The 17,087-nt window shown below is 48.7% G+C and carries 14 protein-coding genes; 1 reads left to right on the forward strand and 13 read right to left on the reverse strand.

What is annotated here, in order from left to right; all coding sequences use genetic code 11:
* Positions 1–6: 6 nt before the first annotated feature.
* The 5 genes from MJB10_RS16110 to MJB10_RS16130 all read right to left on the reverse strand — a co-directional run bounded on the left by MJB10_RS16110 (position 7) and on the right by MJB10_RS16130 (position 7,771).
* Positions 7–2,088: a right-handed parallel beta-helix repeat-containing protein gene (locus MJB10_RS16110; protein ID WP_314796252.1), complete on the reverse strand. Its 2,082-nt coding sequence runs from the start codon at positions 2,086–2,088 to the stop codon at positions 7–9.
* Positions 2,089–2,162: 74 nt separating this feature from the next.
* Positions 2,163–2,384, reverse strand: a complete 222-nt coding sequence (locus MJB10_RS16115; RefSeq protein WP_314796254.1) for a DNA-directed RNA polymerase subunit alpha C-terminal domain-containing protein — start codon at positions 2,382–2,384, stop codon at positions 2,163–2,165.
* A 3-nt stretch (positions 2,385–2,387) separates the two neighbouring features.
* Complete coding sequence (locus MJB10_RS16120) at positions 2,388–3,533, reverse strand: glycerate kinase (protein ID WP_314796255.1); 1,146 nt, start codon at positions 3,531–3,533, stop codon at positions 2,388–2,390.
* 29 nt (positions 3,534–3,562) lie between these two features.
* Positions 3,563–4,444, reverse strand: coding sequence for an NAD(P)-dependent oxidoreductase (locus MJB10_RS16125; protein ID WP_314796256.1), 882 nt, complete (start codon positions 4,442–4,444; stop codon positions 3,563–3,565).
* A gap of 180 nt (positions 4,445–4,624) precedes the next feature.
* Positions 4,625–7,771, reverse strand: a complete 3,147-nt coding sequence (locus MJB10_RS16130; protein ID WP_314796258.1) for a glycoside hydrolase family 2 TIM barrel-domain containing protein — start codon at positions 7,769–7,771, stop codon at positions 4,625–4,627.
* A gap of 134 nt (positions 7,772–7,905) precedes the next feature.
* On the opposite strand from MJB10_RS16130, the gene MJB10_RS16135 reads away from it, so the two are divergent.
* Positions 7,906–8,742 carry an AraC family transcriptional regulator gene (locus MJB10_RS16135; protein WP_314796259.1) on the forward strand — a complete coding sequence of 279 codons (837 nt, stop codon included), beginning with the start codon at positions 7,906–7,908 and terminating at the stop codon, positions 8,740–8,742.
* A gap of 38 nt (positions 8,743–8,780) precedes the next feature.
* Here MJB10_RS16135 and MJB10_RS16140 read toward each other — a convergent pair whose 3' ends face one another.
* The 8 genes from MJB10_RS16140 to MJB10_RS16175 form a co-directional block, all read right to left on the reverse strand.
* Entirely contained in the window at positions 8,781–9,653 is an 873-nt protein-coding gene (locus MJB10_RS16140) for a sugar phosphate isomerase/epimerase family protein (RefSeq protein WP_314796261.1), read from the reverse strand.
* 38 nt (positions 9,654–9,691) lie between these two features.
* Positions 9,692–10,552 (reverse strand): sugar phosphate isomerase/epimerase family protein, encoded by an 861-nt coding sequence (locus MJB10_RS16145; protein ID WP_314796263.1) that lies wholly within the window; start codon positions 10,550–10,552, stop codon positions 9,692–9,694.
* A 30-nt stretch (positions 10,553–10,582) separates the two neighbouring features.
* A complete protein-coding gene (locus MJB10_RS16150; RefSeq protein WP_397386537.1) occupies positions 10,583–11,647 on the reverse strand; it encodes a Gfo/Idh/MocA family protein in 1,065 nt (354 codons plus the stop codon).
* Positions 11,648–11,810: 163 nt separating this feature from the next.
* Complete coding sequence (locus MJB10_RS16155; RefSeq protein ID WP_314796264.1) at positions 11,811–12,779, reverse strand: quinone oxidoreductase family protein; 969 nt, start codon at positions 12,777–12,779, stop codon at positions 11,811–11,813.
* 101 nt (positions 12,780–12,880) lie between these two features.
* Positions 12,881–13,240, reverse strand: a complete 360-nt coding sequence (locus MJB10_RS16160; RefSeq protein WP_314796265.1) for a hypothetical protein — start codon at positions 13,238–13,240, stop codon at positions 12,881–12,883.
* Positions 13,222–13,851 carry an alanine racemase gene (locus MJB10_RS16165; protein ID WP_314796267.1) on the reverse strand — a complete coding sequence of 210 codons (630 nt, stop codon included), beginning with the start codon at positions 13,849–13,851 and terminating at the stop codon, positions 13,222–13,224. Before MJB10_RS16165 ends, MJB10_RS16160 begins: the two co-directional genes overlap by 19 nt.
* A gap of 30 nt (positions 13,852–13,881) precedes the next feature.
* Positions 13,882–15,252, reverse strand: coding sequence for an aldehyde dehydrogenase (locus MJB10_RS16170; protein WP_314796269.1), 1,371 nt, complete (start codon positions 15,250–15,252; stop codon positions 13,882–13,884).
* 154 nt (positions 15,253–15,406) lie between these two features.
* Positions 15,407–17,053, reverse strand: coding sequence for a putative bifunctional diguanylate cyclase/phosphodiesterase (locus MJB10_RS16175; protein ID WP_314796271.1), 1,647 nt, complete (start codon positions 17,051–17,053; stop codon positions 15,407–15,409).
* Between the last annotated feature and the right edge of the window lie 34 nt (positions 17,054–17,087).

Here is a 17,087-nt window from a genome sequence, read left to right on the forward strand (position 1 = left end):
ATGATGTTACTGTGGTCCTATTCGGTTTTCATCGATGTCCACCCATCCGAGTGTGTAGGCGGGTGAATTTGGATGAAGGCGCATCTTCCCATCCCCTGACTGAATAAACAATGGATCCGCTATGCGGGTATGCGCATCGAACTTCCCTCCCAGCAAGGTTTGCCAGGCTTGCAAGTTATACACATAACGACCAAGCAAATCTGCTTGCGCAGATGGTAACGGTAGTTGACCGGCAACATGACACATGCCTTGGTCCTGAACCTGCCAGTAGAGATTGTAGTCGGCTTCTGCAAATTTATCATCACGCCAGTTAACGAAATAGTACAAGTAGCCGGAATTATAAATGATGTTGCCTTTTACAGTAACATCCTTATTCTCCTCGCCAGCCATCTCTTGTGTACCAATTGCGGATATGGCATCAGGGTTGTCGACAAGCAAATTCCCTTGAATGAGGTTGCCTATCCCCTTGGAGAAAATAAGCATCCAAAGTTTCCCATCCCCAGTGCTGTAGAGTCGCGTTAACACATTCTGTGTTACCGTAAAATAGTCGGAAGCATCATCCAAATAAATCCCAAAACCAAAGGAAAAATGAATGCCGCTGTCGTGTAAGCGGTTACCATGAATGGTGTTGTGAGCTCCTACGCCCCATGACTCTATCATTCCGCCATCTTGGCTATCCATCATGACATTAGAAATATCATTATACGCAATCCGATTATTCCTTGTATGAAGGAAATCCCAATGATTATCCCATGTTACTGGAATGCCATAGCAGCTTTCTGGCATGACCTTGTGGCGTAAGCCTTTCAGCGAAATGCCATAACGCGGCATATGCGAAATCAGATTATGCGTGATTTCGTTATTTCCGCTTTGATAGAGCATAATCCCGCAACCATGTCCAATCAGCTCGCCGCCATGACGAATCCTATTGTTCGTTATTTGATGTTCTTTGTTCGTGTAAGCCTCTGTGGGAGAGGTAAATGAGCCTTGCAGTGGTGAATAACCTGATGCGCAGATGCCAATATAACCCATATGTTCGATGAGATTACCGATGATCTGGATGTTTAGCGTATGCTGATCCATGAAAATACCGGAGCTGCCTGAATTTAGGATCTCGCAATCCTTGATTTCAATATCCGCCGCGTAATTCAAGTAAAACAAACCTTCCCGATGTTCATCCCGCTCCACGTTGCTTAAGCCTTCATTTTCCTGAATCATCTGATACTCCGGCCAGAAATCTGTGCATGAGAAACGGAGTCCCTGAAATAAGAGATGCTGAATAGGCTCATCATGAGCGTTGCCTCTCATTTCAATCAGCCTAGTGACCGTTGGTACAATAATCTCTTGCTGTAACGGTGAACCCATTTTCGGTTGGTAATAGAGCCATCCTTCTACTTCGTCCAAGTGAAATTGCCCTGGTGCTTGTAAAAAATCGATGGATCCCTGGATAAAATAGCGTGACCCTTCACCAATCCCCCATATCGAGGAACGCTGAAATTGCATATATCTCGCCGCATCATCATGAGACTTCAGCTTGCGCAGTTCCGAGAACCAGTTCCATTCCCCTTTTCCAGGCCAAATGAACACTTGTGCTTGCGATAAGTCACATCCATTTGGAATATCCCCAGCACGGTATTGGATGCCTTCTTGATTAGAGGATGCTGGCTCCCCGTCAGTTTGGAAATACCCAGTTGCTGGAAGTCTAGCTTTGACAATCCGTTCGCCATCGGCATACATCGTTTGAAAACTGTTTCCTTGTCCAACGTATGCGCGCCACTTATCCAATTGGTACGGCTCCCAGTTCGTAACAACCCTGCCGCCAATGATGTTTACTACTTCGCCAGGTACATTCTGGTAGGAGACACGATAACCATCTCTGCCTGAATCTCGCTCATCCAATTTCCAAGTATGCGTTACATAATAGGTACCGCCGTACACAAATACGGTGACATCGCCATTCATCCCGTTACGAATGAAATCGCGAACCGCCACCTGTGCCTTTGTAATCGTTAAGAACGGCGCTTCTTTACTCCCATCGTGATCATCATTCCCGGTTGTCGCTACATAAAATTGGGCTGCCAATGTCATAGGCTTGCTCCTTTATTCATAATGATAACCTTATGTATGACGAGGGTCTTTGATTTATACCACATCTTTGTAGATCAAGAACTTGTTCGGAAGGACATGCCGCGAGCGGCAAGCTCCTCACCCATGATCCTTACCGCTTTGGGCCCCATGCCATGAAGCTTCAAGAGGTCTTTCTCCGATATTTGGGTCAAATCTTCGATCGTTGTAATGCCCGCGTTTGCTAACGCACGTCTAGCAGGATTGGCTACACCTCGTGGCAGCACAAGCTCCAGTTCCGTTGGCTGATTCGTTGACAACTTCTATTCCTCCTTCCTTTTCCCTGCTAAAAATGTAAGCATTACTTGCTCTGCCTTTTGGGCTAATAGTTCCGCTGTGCGGCTCATCGCCTCTTGCAGGCTCATCGGTGCATTCACTATGCTATGAATGCTGGTTACGCCATGCTCATAGAGCTTTTCGATTCCTTTGCCAAGTGATCCTGACAAGACGATGCAAGGAATCCCCTTGAGCTTCGCCGCTTGCGCGATCCCCATCGGCGTTTTACCTGAAGCAGTTTGGCCGTCGGTCTGCCCTTCACCAGTAATGACTAGCGAAGCTCCATCCAATTGCTCCACCAGCTTCGTCAACTCGATCATCACATCGACCCCTCGCCTTGTACGCGATGGGAAAAAAGCTTGAAACGCACCGCCAAGACCTCCCGCTGCACCTGCTCCCGGCATGTCGTGTACTGCTTTCCCCGTATGCGCTTCTATGAGGTCTGCCCAATGGGCGAGTGCCTGATCGAGCAGCGCAACCATCTCAGGCGTCGCACCCTTCTGCGGTCCAAATACCGCGGATGCGCCATGCGGGCCGATAAAGGGGTTCGTTACATCAGAAGCTAAAAGGAAGTGGGCCTCTTGGATACGGGCGTCCCACTGGGAAGCATCGATCTGCGCGAGCTGCGCAAGGGCTTGTCCGCCAGGGGCCAACTCCCGTCCTTCCGCATCTTGGAGCTGCAAGCCCAGTGCTTGCAGCATGCCAGCGCCTCCATCATTCGTTGCGCTGCCGCCCAGCGCAAGGATAAAGTCACGATAACCTTGATCCAGCGCATGCTTGATCAATTGCCCTGTGCCATACGTCGTCGTGATCAGCGGATTCCGTTGCGCTGCTGGAACAAGCATCAGTCCCGACGCTTGCGCCATTTCGATAACACAGGTCGTGCCATTCCCCAACACGCCATAGGATGCCGTGACAGGTTCTTGCAACGGACCTTGCACCGTTACGGCTACTTTCTTGCCTTGGGTCGCTTGGACGAGGCTGTCCACGGTACCCTCACCCCCATCAGCGATGGGGATTAGAACGATTTCGGCGTCTGGCAGCGCACGTAAAATGCCCTCTTGAATTGCCCTAGCTGCCGCTTCAGAGCTTAGGCTTCCTTTGAACGAATCCGGTGCAATCACGATCTTCATATGTCATCCTCCCGCTTTGATGCGACAGTTTATTTATTAATCAACTTATACAAAGCTTGGGTGCCGCTTTCCTCTTCTCCCATAGCTGCCAGTTGTTCGTATAGCGATTTAGCTAGCTTCAAACCAGGAAGGTCCACCTGCATCTCCTCAGCGGACTGCAAGGCAATTTTCATATCTTTTATAAAATGTTTCACATAGAAGCCTGGCGCAAAGTTATCCGCAATCATGCGCGGTCCTAAATTACTCAAGGACCAGCTGCCCGCAGCGCCAGTCTCAATGCTTTGAAGTACTGTAGATGGGTTTAAACCTGCTTTCTTCGCGTAAACGAGCGCTTCAACAACGCCCATCATATTGCTGGCAATCGCTATTTGATTGCACATTTTCGTATGCTGGCCAGCTCCTGCGGCGCCTTGATGCACAATATTTGTACCCATCAGCTTGAAAATAGGCAGCATCTCATTGAACACTTCGTGCGAGCCACCAACCATGATGGACAATCGCGCTTCTCTTGCGCCAATATCGCCGCCAGATACAGGTGCATCCAACGCAAAAAGCTGCCGAGCGAGACCCTCTTTGTAAATGAGTTTGGCAAGAGATGGGCTCGACGTCGTAAAATCGATGAGATAACTGCCCGCTTGCGCACGTGCGAGAATGCCATTTTCACCAAAATATACTTCTTCTACATCGCTAGGAAAGCCAACCATGGTCATGATAATTTGACACTCTGCCGCCAAATCCCCTGGGGAAGCCTGCCACTTCGCGCCGCGTTCCAACAGATCCTGCGCTTTCGATTGTGTTCGTGTATATACATGAACCTCGTAACCTGCGTTGATTAAATGGCCTGCCATGCTTTTTCCCATAACGCCTGTTCCGATGAGTCCGATGATCGGTTTATTTGTATGTGTTGTCATGTGTATATCCACCTTTCTTCTGTAACCCGCTGATCGTTAACTCCATGCTGTTTGTTTGATCAACTTAAACTTATCATCCCGATCCGATCAGGTCAAACCTCATCAGGCACACTCTGACACCTATTCAACGGTAAAAAGCACCCCTCGGGGTGCTTTTTACATCGCGTATCCTGACCACGCCTAAATCCCTTTAAATGTAAAAGCATACGCATACGTTCGGTTTGCGAACAACGTGAACTCTGGATGTGTTCTCGCGCCCCAGCTGTCATCGCCGCCAACGCCCATTTGCTTGTAATTGACGCGAAGGACAACTTTGTCGCTCACAGGGAGCTTATAAGGATGATCGTGCGCTTCCAGTTCAGATGGCGAATACGGAAGTGCATTGACTTCAACCGTCGGCAAGCCGGCGATATGAAGCCCGCGTCCCGCTGCGTTCGTTAATGTCGCAAAGCGGACATCTGTCTTATTTCCGCATTCTTGCGGGCGCAAATACGGAACGAATTGCTCCGCCACAGTTCCGCTATGCAGCGCTAACTTCGCGCCTGTGTTACGATCCCAATGGTTTTCGTGTGGGCCGCGGCCATACCAAGCCAAGTTCTCGAAGGAAGCATCCAACTCGATCATCACGCCTACTTCTGGGATCTCAGGCAGCTTATCACCAGGGGTCAACTGCATGTTCACCTCAACCTCACCGTTGGTTGATACTGTGTAGACGAACTGTACTTCTGATACCGGCTGTGTAGCAAGCTCGAAGAGCACACGAACTTCAGCGCATCCAGCGTCCAGCTGTTTAGCATTCAAGGTGATCAGCCTGCGGCCGCTTCCTGCCTCTTGCCAAGGCGCACAACGGATGTGATGCCCATTGCCGCGGTCATTATCTGTATAGGCACGCCAAAAGTTAGGGACTGGGCCTGTTCGGAACAGCTCCAAGCCTTCATACACATACGATGTAAGATCCCCAGTAGCTGCATCAAATGATAGCGCGAATCGCTCCCCTTTCACTTGAATGGCGTCTGAACTTGTCAGTACTTGAAGGGCTGCCTCTGTGGAAAGAGCTGCAGCAGATTCTTGCTCCACGGCCCAATTGCGTACGGCCATTTGCTTCGCAGTTGGGAGGAGGAACTGTTCCCATGCGATTTCGTGCCCCTTTTGCCCCCATAACGTATCATCCTTCAGAACCAAGCTGAGTGTCAGCACGAACTCATCACTCGGTAATTGATTCTCGACGGCCGTGAGCGGCAGCTCAATCTCGACTGTTTCACCAGGCGCAACCGCGAATGACGCTTGTTTTACCGTACCTTCCACCGTTTCCCCGTTTCGCGCGATGCTCCATGTCCAGTCAAATTCGTTCAGGTTAGTGAACAGGAATTGATTCGTCACTTTCATGCGTCCTTTTGCAGGATCAACGGAGGTGATCTTCACGTTCTGATAGCATTTCTTCACTTCAATGAGCTTCGGTGATACGGAACGATCGGCGAAAATAAGTCCATTCCCGCAGAAATTGCCATCATTCGGCGAGTCGCCGAAATCACCGCCGTATGCATGATAGGAAATGCCGTCTGGTGTAGTCGTACGGATCGATTGATCAATCCAGTCCCAAATAAAACCGCCTTGCAGAATCGGATATTGATCGAATAGCTCCCAATATTTAAACAAATTCCCGCAGGAATTCCCCATCGCATGGCTGTATTCACATAGAATGAATGGCTTTTTCGGTTTGCTCTTTGCGTATTCTTCGATTTTCTCGATTTTGGAGTACATGTGGCTCTCGATATCGGAAGCACGATCTGAAGCGCGCCAATGGAAGACCCCCTCGTAATGCACGATGCGCGTAGGATCAGCTTCACGCAGAAAATCATGCATGTGCAAGAAGTTATCTCCACCGAAGGACTCGTTACCTAGCGACCAGATGACGATGGATGGATGATTTTTATCCCTTTGCAGCATGGAATTCGCACGATCGAGTACAGCTCCTTTCCACTCTGGTTTACTTCCAGGAACTGTGTCTCCTTCTTCCTCCTGCAAGTAGCTCCAGGAACCATGCGTTTCCAAGTTCGTTTCATCTATGACATAGAGTCCATACTGATCGCAAAGCTCATACCAACGCGGATGATTCGGGTAATGCGAAGTACGCACTGCGTTGATGTTATATTGTTTCATGAGCAAAATGTCCGCAAGCATGCTCTCCTCTTCGACAGAGCGCCCGCGGTCGCGATCGAATTCATGGCGATTCACGCCTTTGAACACGATGATTTCGCCATTGATTTTCATTAATCCATCTTCAATTTCGAACTTACGGAAGCCTACTTTGCAGCTTTCGGTTTCAAGCAACTCACCTGTTTCATTGCGTAAACGAAGGACGAGTGTATAGAGATAAGGTTTTTCCGCACTCCATTTGGATGGACGTTCGATGTGTGCAGACAAGTCTACGACTTGCTGCCCAGTGCCGCTTACATCGATGCTCTTAAGCAGCGGTTCTGCCCAAAGTGCTTGCCCTTCATGATCATACAACATCGCTTCGACTTGATGGTTGCCCTGGCTTAGTTGATCATAATTCGTGACGGTTGCTTGAATGAGAAGCTCAGCGTCTACGCATTTCGCATCCAGGTTCGTCGTGACTTTGAAATCCGCAATATGCGCGTTAGGCGTCGTGTACAGATACACATCGCGGAAAATGCCGCTCAATCGCCAAAAGTCCTGATCCTCCAACCAACTCGCATCGCTCCAGCGGTATACTTCAACTGCAAGTTTATTTTCACCTTCAACGAGATACGGAGTAAGATCAAAATCCGCAGGCGTAAATGAATCTTGGCTGAAACCGACCAAATCGCCGTTTACCCACACATAAAAAGCCGATTCCACACCTTGAAAAGAGATGTACACCGGTTGCCCGCTCCAGCCCTCAGGAATGGAAAAACTGCGGGTATAGGAACCAACGGGATTATATTTGACAGGTGCAAAAGGAGGCTTCAGATCCTCATGCCCCACCCACGGATAGATGATGTTCGTATATTGCGGGTAATCGTAGCCTTGCAGCTGCCAATGAGAAGGCACGGCAATGTCGGCCCAATTCGAGCTATCATAGTCGGTGCGGTAGAAATCTTGCGGACGTCCCTCCGCATTTTCAGCCCAATGGAATTTCCAGGTGCCATTCAAATTTTGGTAAAATGGAGAGGCCTCACGCACACCAGCTATTGCTTCCTCTTCCGTATGATAAGGCATCAGCGTCGCATGGGCCGGTTGACGATTCAGTTGATAAATCTGTGGGTTATTATTCCATTCAGGGTATCCGTTTTCAGGAGCTGTGTATACGAATTTATTCGCCATGTAGGTGATTCCTCGCTTTATTGTCAAATGGGGTGAATGAACTAACTTCCCTCATTGTACAAGACAGCGTTTTATTTTAAAATATGAGATACAGCGCTTCGCATATTAAAAAATGAAAGAGATGGATCACGCGAATGGTAACGGATTACCGTAAATTTTTTGTCATCACCGAGACGGACCGCAAGCTTCCACTGATCTTAGAAACGATCGGTTTTGAGTACGCACAGGATTATTATAAACGGGAAGAAGGATACCCCTGTTTCCATTGGCTGCAAACCATTCAGGGCTCTGGTGAAATTATTTTGGACAGTGGCCCTGTCAAGCTCCAAGAGCATCAAGGCATGCTGCTTGCCAGCGGTGTTCCCCATGAGTATCGTGTACCTGACGCGCCTTGGTCAACCTGGTATCTGACGTTCGATGGCGCTTTGGCAGCTTCCATCGTCCACGCCTTAGAGATACCGCTATCGACCTTGATCAGTTGGGGCGCCGATACACCCCTTGCACGCTTGCATGAGGTTTACTATGACAAATATAACGACAGTCACGATTTCACAGGCACGAACGGTTCCTTGGAAATCTATCAGTTTCTGACACTATTGAAGAAACATGGCATCGTGAATAAAAGCGCCTCCTTCTCGCAAAGCCATGAACGTCTGCTTCCGTTACTACTTGAGCTGGAGCTGTGCTATGCGGAGGATTACGTTGGGCTTGGCTGGATGGCCGAACAGCTCGGTGTATCTCCACAGCATGTGAATACCCTCTTCCGCCGTGCCTTCGGCCTCTCACCATACCAATACTTACTGCAGCTTCGCATCCAGAAATCCAAGGAAATGTTGATCGCTCACCGAGATTTCACCGTCAAACAAATTGCCGAAGCAACGGGATTCTTGGACGCCTCCCATTTCATCTCGTCGTTCCGCAAGTCAGTTGGCCAAACACCCGAGGTGTTTCGGTTGCCTTATACGAAGTAAAAAAGCTACCCCATCCATTCGGACGGAGTAGCTTACCCTTACTTAAATTTTTTAATAAAAGCAATCGCGCTTGCAATGTCTTTCTCCGGCTGCTCGCCAACCTCGCGCTCAATCGTCAGATAGCCTTTGTAGCCAATGTCCTGCAGCGCTGCAAAGTAACGGCCGAAATCCACATGGCCTTCGCCTAGGGCCAATTCACGATACGTGTCGCCAGAAGTCGCTTCGGCCGCGATCCCCTCGTGCGTCATCGGCTTGTAGCCAAGCGAACCGTAGACTTGGCGAGGGTCGACTTGACGAAGGCGAATGCCGTCCTTCACGTGCGTATGTACGATGTAATCCTTCAAGGTGTAAACACCTTGAACCGGATCATCGCCAGTGACCATCACCATGTTGGCTGGATCGAAGTTCACCGAGACACCTTTGGTGGACAGGTTATCGAGGAAGCTTTTCAGATGCGCAGACGTTTCTGGACCTGTTTCTACGGCAAAATAAGCGCCCAAGCTGTTCGCATAAACCCCTAGCTCTTCACAAGCTTCCAGCATCGTTTCATAAATCGGATCATTCCGATCAGCTGGAACAACACCAATGTGCGTTGTGACAACGGTAGTACCCAGCTCCACTGCAAGGTCCAGAATCCGCTTGGACTTCTCGATTTTCACGGGATTTACGCTGGCATCCTGGAAGCCGTGACCGCCCAAATCCCCGCACAATGCAGAAATTTGCAGATCCAGCGAAGCGATATAATTCTTTAAGTCCTTCCGCGCCTGCGGAGATAAGTTAGCCGGATCCATCTCACCGGAAACGGCATAAATTTGTACGCCGTCTGCACCGAGTTCTTTCGATTTCTTCAAACCTTCATGTAGGCCAAGTCGCAAGCTATCTACCATAATACCAATTGGATTTATGAGCATTCGATTAACACTCCTTCTATTGAGCCATCCGATTTATGTTAATTCAATTCATCCCATATTCTTCTAATATTCTGCAAACCAATCAACGTCCCCTTCTTACACTCTTCCATTCCTTCGAATTCCAAGGAGATGTAGCCGTCATAGCCCGAGCTTTTGACCACACGCAGCACTTCTCGCATATCGATATCACCATGACCAACAATCGCACCGCGCAAATAGTTTCCATGGGAAGACTTGAACCAGCTTTCGCCTGGATTTTGGCAGGACGGTCGAACATAGAAATCTTTTACATGAATGATTGAAGCAAAAGGTAAATTGTTCGTCACCGCTGCAACGGAATCCTCATCCACGCATAAGAAATTACCCACATCCAGCGTTGTTTTGAAATTGTCCCGATCAACCGCGTGAATCAGCGCTTGTACACGTTCGCTATGCTGCACAAAATAGCCATGATTCTCGACACTGGTCACAATCCCATATTGACTGGCATAATCGGCAATTTGGCGGCATGCATCTGCAAGTCGACCCAAATTGGCATTGAAATTACGAATCGACAGGTCCTCACTGCGAGCTACGTCATGACGCATTTTTTTCACACCTAATCGGGCTGCGAGATCGACTTCACCTTTGACACGCTCAATCTCTTGGAGATACGCCTCCTCGGTTTCCGTCAAGAAATTAGCGCCGATGGCGTAGTTAGAGATATCCAATCCTCTTGCTTTCGCTTTTTCGCGGATCGCATCCGCAAGCTCAAAGTTACCCCGTAAATCATATCCCATTGGGACAATCTCCACATGTTCGCCACCGTGATCTGCAATCCAATCGATGACATCCATGATCGTCATCTCGCCAGATTTCAAGGCTTGAAACAAGCTATATGTGCTAACGCCAAGTTTCATAGGTCATTCTCCTTTTTGCCTGCTATAGGTCTATAATCTGATTTCTTGTCCCTTCGCGGCTGATTCATAAATCCCGCAAAGAATTTTCATCATCTCGAGGCCATCCTCAACAGGACTGATAGGCGTTTCACCAGTTTGACAACAGGAGACGAAGTGATTGATTTCATTTTGAAAAGCGCCATGGATGTCAATCGATTTTTTATTCACTTGCGGTGTCACATTCGTAATCGTGTCCAAAACTTCGGTAACGAAAACAATTTCTGGCTCTAGCTCAACGCCGCCTTTGTCACCATACAACTTGACAACGATTTCATCCTTCTTGGCATGCAGCGTGAAACTGACGTCCACCATGAGGGAAGCACCATTCTCGAAACGAATCAATACATTCGCCAAGTCTTCGACCGTATTGCGTTCGGCATCATAATCGGCAGCTTTGTAAAAAGAAAGATTTTGCACATTGGAGCGATTCCCCAGCTTGTTGTACGTATGACCGCTAACCGCAACTGGTTTAGGTCTACCCATCAAATACCAGCACACATCAATGACATGGACGCCGATATCAATTAACGGACCGCCGCCTGAACGTTCAACATCTGAGAACCAACCGCCAGGGTTACCTAAACGACGCAAGCAGGACGCTTTGGCGTAATAAATCTCACCTAATTGGCCATGATCGATGAAATGCTTCACAAGCTGGGCATTCGTATCGTATCTTCTTACAAATCCTACTTGCAAAATTTTACCCGTCTCACGAACCGCGTCTTGAATACGCTGTGCTTCCTCCACAGATTTACATAGCGGCTTCTCCACAAGCACGTGCTTACCTGCATATAACGCAGCAATACTGATCTCCGCATGGGTATTATTCCATGTACAAATACTGACCGCATCCACCTCTGGATTAGCCAATAACTCTTTATAATCGGTATAAACGTTAGGGATCTTATATGTCTCCGCTTTCCCAGCTGCTCGTTCCTGATTAAGGTCACACACCGCCACGATTTCAGCGTTGTCTTGTTTCGTATAAGACGCAAAATGCATGTCCGAAATGGATCCAGCACCGATAACACCAATTCTTATTTTATTCAAACTCATTTTGTTTCACGCCTCCTTATTCATATCGACTACTTAAAGGTAGCACGCTTTGGGCGGAGGGTGAATACCTAGAATAGGCATCCCCATGGACTATATATTCAAAATGAGCCGCAAGCAAAAAAGCGGCAATCACGGAAACCATCCATGCTCCACCGCTTCACGCTTAAGGAATTAACAAAATTTTACCAATACTTTGCCTGCTCTCCAGGAATTGATGCGCTCTCGCGCCGTCCTTTAAATCAAAAGTTTGAATAGCCTCCATACGCAGACTGCCATCTCGCAAAGCTGCGAACAAATCCTGTGCGCGCTCGATCCGATTGTCAAGGCTTGTGACATGATTCCAGAGGTCGCCGCCTGTTAATGTTTTGGACGTATCCATCAGCATTCGCGGATCTACGGGAGCTGGGTCGCCGCCTGCCATGCCATAGAAGACAACCGTACCTGCGATTCGCACAGCTGCGAAGCTGTCCATCAGGGTTGAGCCGACGGAATCATAGGCTACATTTACGCCCTTGTTCCCTTGCGTCCATTGGATCGTTTGTTGAACCCAATCATCTTGATAGAGGAACACCGCATCCGCTCCTGCTTCAAGCGCAGCTTGTTTTTTGGCCTGGGATGACGTCAAACCGATGACGTTAGCCCCTTTTCTTTTGCACAATTGGATCAAAATCTGACCGACTCCGCCTGCCGCGGCATGGACTAGAACGTCATCTCCAGCTTTCACGGGATAGCTGTCATTTACTAAGTAATGCGCCGTCATGCCTTGCAGCAGAACGCTTGCCGCTTGCTCAAACGAAATGTCTGCAGGCAGAGGAATCGCCCGATCCAAGGGAAGTGCAACTAATTCCGCGTTAGCAAACGGCACATCCGCAAAGGCAACCCGATCGCCTACCTGAATATGGGTGACATGCGCAGGCACTGACTCCACGACACCAGCCCCTTCATACCCCAAAATGTACGGCGGTTGGCCAGCCAAATGATAATTGCCTTTACGGCGATACACGTCAGCAAAATTTAAACCGATCGCTTTCATGCGGACAAGAAGCTGTTCCTCTCCAACGACAGGATCGGGAATCTCTGCATAGTGAAGCACGTCTGGACCACCGAATTGATTAAAAATTAAAGCTTTCATATGCAACCTCCCCGCTGAATTAACCGTTGTAATTTTAACATAATCCCCTCTTAATGCAAAAACAAGCTGTCTCTGGATATGCACCAGAACCAGCTTGTTTGTTACATTGATTTAGGATGCCTATGCGGTGGCGGTGTGCGTAAAAGCCATGCCGCGGGGACAATCAGAATGGCAACCATAGCTAACACACCAATGGCTACGAGTCGGTTACTTAATAGCAACTGCACAATAAGGGAGAGCACGATGCCTCCCAAATTGCCGAACAGAAGAAGCAATCCTGTAACAGCTCCGACGGAATTCGGCTCCGATCTGGCTTCTGCCATAGAGAGCATCACAGGCAAATCCGCAAGCAGAAGAAAGCCGCCGCACACGGCGAGCAAGCTAATGAATATCCACTGCAGCATGCCCACCGCAAGTCCAATCAAGAGCAGCGCACTCGCCGCTAGCGATAGAAGAACCACGCCGCGTGCCCAGGCACCTGATCGCCAACGCCGGCAATTTGTGCTTCGTAGCCCATGATGCCGGCGAGTCGCAGCCATTTGGCCATCGCAATACGCTCAGCTAGTGGGCGTACCTGCTCCCAGCGTGTCAACGGCGATCGATACACACCAAAATGCAGCCCTGGAAAGTCGGTCGACATATCGATATCGATACAAAGTGGCACGACAACCTGCATCTCGGCTGCAAGCCCCTCGATCTGATCCAGATGCTCCATACAATCGACCATGCACGTAATTGTTTTGCCTTCACGGAGCAGTGAAAAAACTTCCAACAACGCCTCTGCATGCCATTGCGGATAGCCCAGCAGCAAATCATCAAATCCTTGTCGCACCAAAAAGGCAGCCTCGGACGCCGTGTAACACATAATCCCCTGATACACATCATCTGCTGCTAAAATACGACGAAGCACCTCGGGGCAGCGAACCGATTTGCTCGCCACCCGCACCTTTTTCCTGCCAGCTTCCTTCGCAATTGCCTTGATATTCGCGTCAAGCATATCCAAATCGACGAATGCAAATGGTTTCGGAACATCCTTGAATAGTTGTTTATAGTACGCATAGGTTCCTGTCATGAGAATTCCCTCTTCCTAATGAGCCGTTCTCTAGGGCTTCGTCAACATGCGAATAATTTTCAACCCGATTTTACTAGACGGATAGCGAAAAGGGAGATCGAACCTCGTCGTCATCTTCAGAATACTTTTCATATGCGAGAACACCTGAAAGCTCATCTCACCATGGTAGCTCCCCATTCCACTCTCACCGACACCGCCGACAGGCAAATGCGAGGAACCAAAATGCATCAACGTATCATTCACACAGCCGCCGCCGAACGGAACGCGCTCCAACAAAGTGTCCTGCACCTTTTTATCTTCCGAAAACACATAGAACGCCAATGGCTTCGGCCGGGCATTCACCATCGTGACGACGTCATCCAGGCTGTCATAGGTCAGCACAGGAAGAATAGGTCCGAAAATCTCCTCCTGCATGACGGGCATCGCCCATGTGATCTGGTCAAGTACCGTCGGTTCGATCTGCAGCTTCTGATCATCTGACGCCCCTCCGAAAGCGATCGTTCCATCCTGTAAAAACGCGCGCAATCGCTCGTAATGACGGCGGGAAACGATTTTGCCATAATCGGGGTCGTTCAGCGGCTTTTCCCCATAGAAAGAAACAACAGTTCGCTTAAGCTCATCCAGCAGCTTGTCTTTCACACTGCGATGCACGAGCACATAATCTGGGGCGACGCAGGTCTGACCTGCGTTGGAGAATTTGCCGAAAGCAATACGCTGCGCAGCAAGTTTCACTTGCGCATCGTGATGGACGATACACGGGCTCTTGCCGCCAAGCTCCAGTGTGACGCGAGTGAGCCGCTTTGCTGCTGCCTCCATCACTACTTTTCCAACCGCTACGCTTCCTGTAAAAAAGATCTTGTCAAACGGCTGCTCCAGCAGCATTCGACTCTCTTCCAAGCCGCCTTCCACTACGGCCACGTATTGCGGATCGAACGTTTTGCGCAGCAGATTGCTTAACTCACTTGATACGGCTGGCGCCAGTTCCGAGGGTTTCAGCACGACCGTATTGCCTGCCGCAATTGCACCAACGAGCGGATCAATCGCCAGCATAAACGGATAGTTCCATGGCGCAATGATCAGGGCCGTGCCTAGCGGTTCTGGGATAATATAGCTGCGGCTGCCAGTATGCGTTTGCGGAGATTTCACTTTCTTCGGCTTCATCCAACCCTTGAGATGCTTGATGGCGTGTGAAATTTCTTGATACACGATGCCGATCTCAAACGCGTACGCTTCCTTCTCTCCTTTATTCAGGTCCATGCGCAGCGCTTGTATAATTTCCTTTTCATGCTCAATGATCGCTTGTCGCAGCTTTTTAAGCTGTGTTAGGCGGAAATCGAGACCTCGCGTTGCGCCAGTATAATAGTACGTTTTGTGTTGTTCCATGATTTGGCTTATCGTCATTCGGAACTCCTTCTCTGGGGATGTTTGACCTCCCCGCTGGGCGGTCAATAATTGAAAACGCTGTCATTATTTTACCACCCCAATCCCAGTAGTGACAACAAATCCTACGAAAAAGCCGCCATACATGTTCATGTATGACGACATCATTTGCCCGCTATTTAAATGAAATTTCGGCCAGCGTTGGCAGTTCCATATACGGCATGGGCACGTTCAGATAGTACCCTTGAATGCCCCAGCACTGCATTTCCGACATCAAGTGAAATTGTTCCCGCGTTTCAACACCTTCCGCGACAACCGTGAGCTGCAAAGCATTCGCCATGGCCAGAATCGCAGAGATCAATGGTAGATTGCCTTCGCTAATAAAGCTCCTGTCGATTTTGAGCTTATCGATCGGGAGTTGGGTCAGCATGCTTAAGGAGGAATATCCCGTCCCAAAATCATCCAACGCAATCGTAAACCCTGCCTCGCGCAGCTTGGCGAGATTTAGTTGTACTTCCTGAAGTGAATGCAGCGTCGTACTCTCCGTCACTTCCAACTCCATCGCGGTAGGTTGTACACCTTCCGCCCGTAAGATCGCCAACACACGCGCAACAAAGCTCTCTTCATTAAGCTGAATGCGTGAGATGTTCACCGAGATTTTAAATGAGGAGCCATACTCATTCACCAGATGGTGCCAATCTCTGCAGGCTTGCCGAATGACCCAATAACCGATGGGCACAATGAGTCCAGTTTCTTCCGCAACAGGGATGAATTCCGACGGTTCCATTTTAAACGTTTGCCCATGCTGCCAGCGAAGAAGCGCTTCTGCACCGACGACTTCGTCTGCGCTTGGGTTATAAATCAATTGATAATGCAATTGTAATTCGTTTTTCTCAATCGCTTTGGATAGAGCTAGCTCATTCATGAAGTTTTCCACATGATCGTAGCGGGAGGTAGCTTCATAGAGATGAAAGCTTTTCCGGCCAGCACCCTTGGCCCTGTACAGCGCAATGTCAGCATGTTTCAACAACAGCTGAATGTTTTCATCTTGCTTGCGTTGGGCGACACCGATGCTCACACTCACTCTTAATGTGTGCTCATTCACAAGAAACGGCTCTTGGAAGAGACCAATGAGCTGATCCGCAACTTCTTGAATGTTGTCATTTGCCTCGGAATCGACAACGACGAATTCATCTCCGCCTAGTCGAATCAACGCATAGCGACTTTCTCCGAAAATTTCAATTAAGCGGCAAGCCACCTCAACGAGTACCTTATCGCCAGCCTGATGACCGAATGTATCATTAATATTTTTGAAGAAATCGAGGTCCAGCAAGTAGATCGTCGAAGGCTCCGTGACATATTCCAAGAGATATCTGCGGTTATACAAATTGCTAAGATCGTCCTGATATGCATAATTGTATAGGGTCGTTTCATGTTGTTTACGTTCCGTAATATCGCGTGTAATCGTAAAAATATGCGTAATGTTGCCATGCTCATCTCGAATCGGTGTCAGGATACTTTCTCCGCTTACCATGCCGTTCGGCATCACGAATCCATCCTCATACCGAATCGTCCGGCCTTCATGTACAACTCGCGCATACTTGTTATATAAATAATTCGCCATCTTGATCGAATGAACATCATAGAATGATTTCCCAACACGGTTCATCGTTATACCGCTGAATCGGGTAGCAGCAACATTGACGAAATAATAGGTAATTTCCGTACCATGGACTTGCATGATATAAATAGAGTCTTCAATTTCATCCAGCATGTGGTGTAGTAAATTCAAATCGAGTTGTGGTTCCGCAGGAATTGGCATGGGAGGACTCCTTTGTCGATTGTGCAAAATATTT

The organism is Paenibacillus sp. MBLB1832, from assembly GCF_032271945.1.
Classification (GTDB): Bacteria; Bacillota; Bacilli; order Paenibacillales; family NBRC-103111; genus Paenibacillus_E; species Paenibacillus_E roseopurpureus.

Coding starts and splice junctions, on each gene's coding strand:
- MJB10_RS16110 (WP_314796252.1), bottom strand. CDS start 2,088: ATGACATTGGCAGCCCAATTTTATGTAGCGACAACCGGGAATGATGAT.
- MJB10_RS16120 (WP_314796255.1), bottom strand. CDS start 3,533: ATGAAGATCGTGATTGCACCGGATTCGTTCAAAGGAAGCCTAAGCTCT.
- MJB10_RS16125 (WP_314796256.1), bottom strand. CDS start 4,444: ATGACAACACATACAAATAAACCGATCATCGGACTCATCGGAACAGGC.
- MJB10_RS16130 (WP_314796258.1), bottom strand. CDS start 7,771: ATGGCGAATAAATTCGTATACACAGCTCCTGAAAACGGATACCCTGAA.
- MJB10_RS16135 (WP_314796259.1), top strand. CDS start 7,906: ATGGTAACGGATTACCGTAAATTTTTTGTCATCACCGAGACGGACCGC.
- MJB10_RS16140 (WP_314796261.1), bottom strand. CDS start 9,653: ATGCTCATAAATCCAATTGGTATTATGGTAGATAGCTTGCGACTTGGC.
- MJB10_RS16145 (WP_314796263.1), bottom strand. CDS start 10,552: ATGAAACTTGGCGTTAGCACATATAGCTTGTTTCAAGCCTTGAAATCT.
- MJB10_RS16150 (WP_397386537.1), bottom strand. CDS start 11,647: ATGAGTTTGAATAAAATAAGAATTGGTGTTATCGGTGCTGGATCCATT.
- MJB10_RS16155 (WP_314796264.1), bottom strand. CDS start 12,779: ATGAAAGCTTTAATTTTTAATCAATTCGGTGGTCCAGACGTGCTTCAC.
- MJB10_RS16165 (WP_314796267.1), bottom strand. CDS start 13,851: ATGACAGGAACCTATGCGTACTATAAACAACTATTCAAGGATGTTCCG.
- MJB10_RS16170 (WP_314796269.1), bottom strand. CDS start 15,252: ATGACGATAAGCCAAATCATGGAACAACACAAAACGTACTATTATACT.
- MJB10_RS16175 (WP_314796271.1), bottom strand. CDS start 17,053: ATGCCAATTCCTGCGGAACCACAACTCGATTTGAATTTACTACACCAC.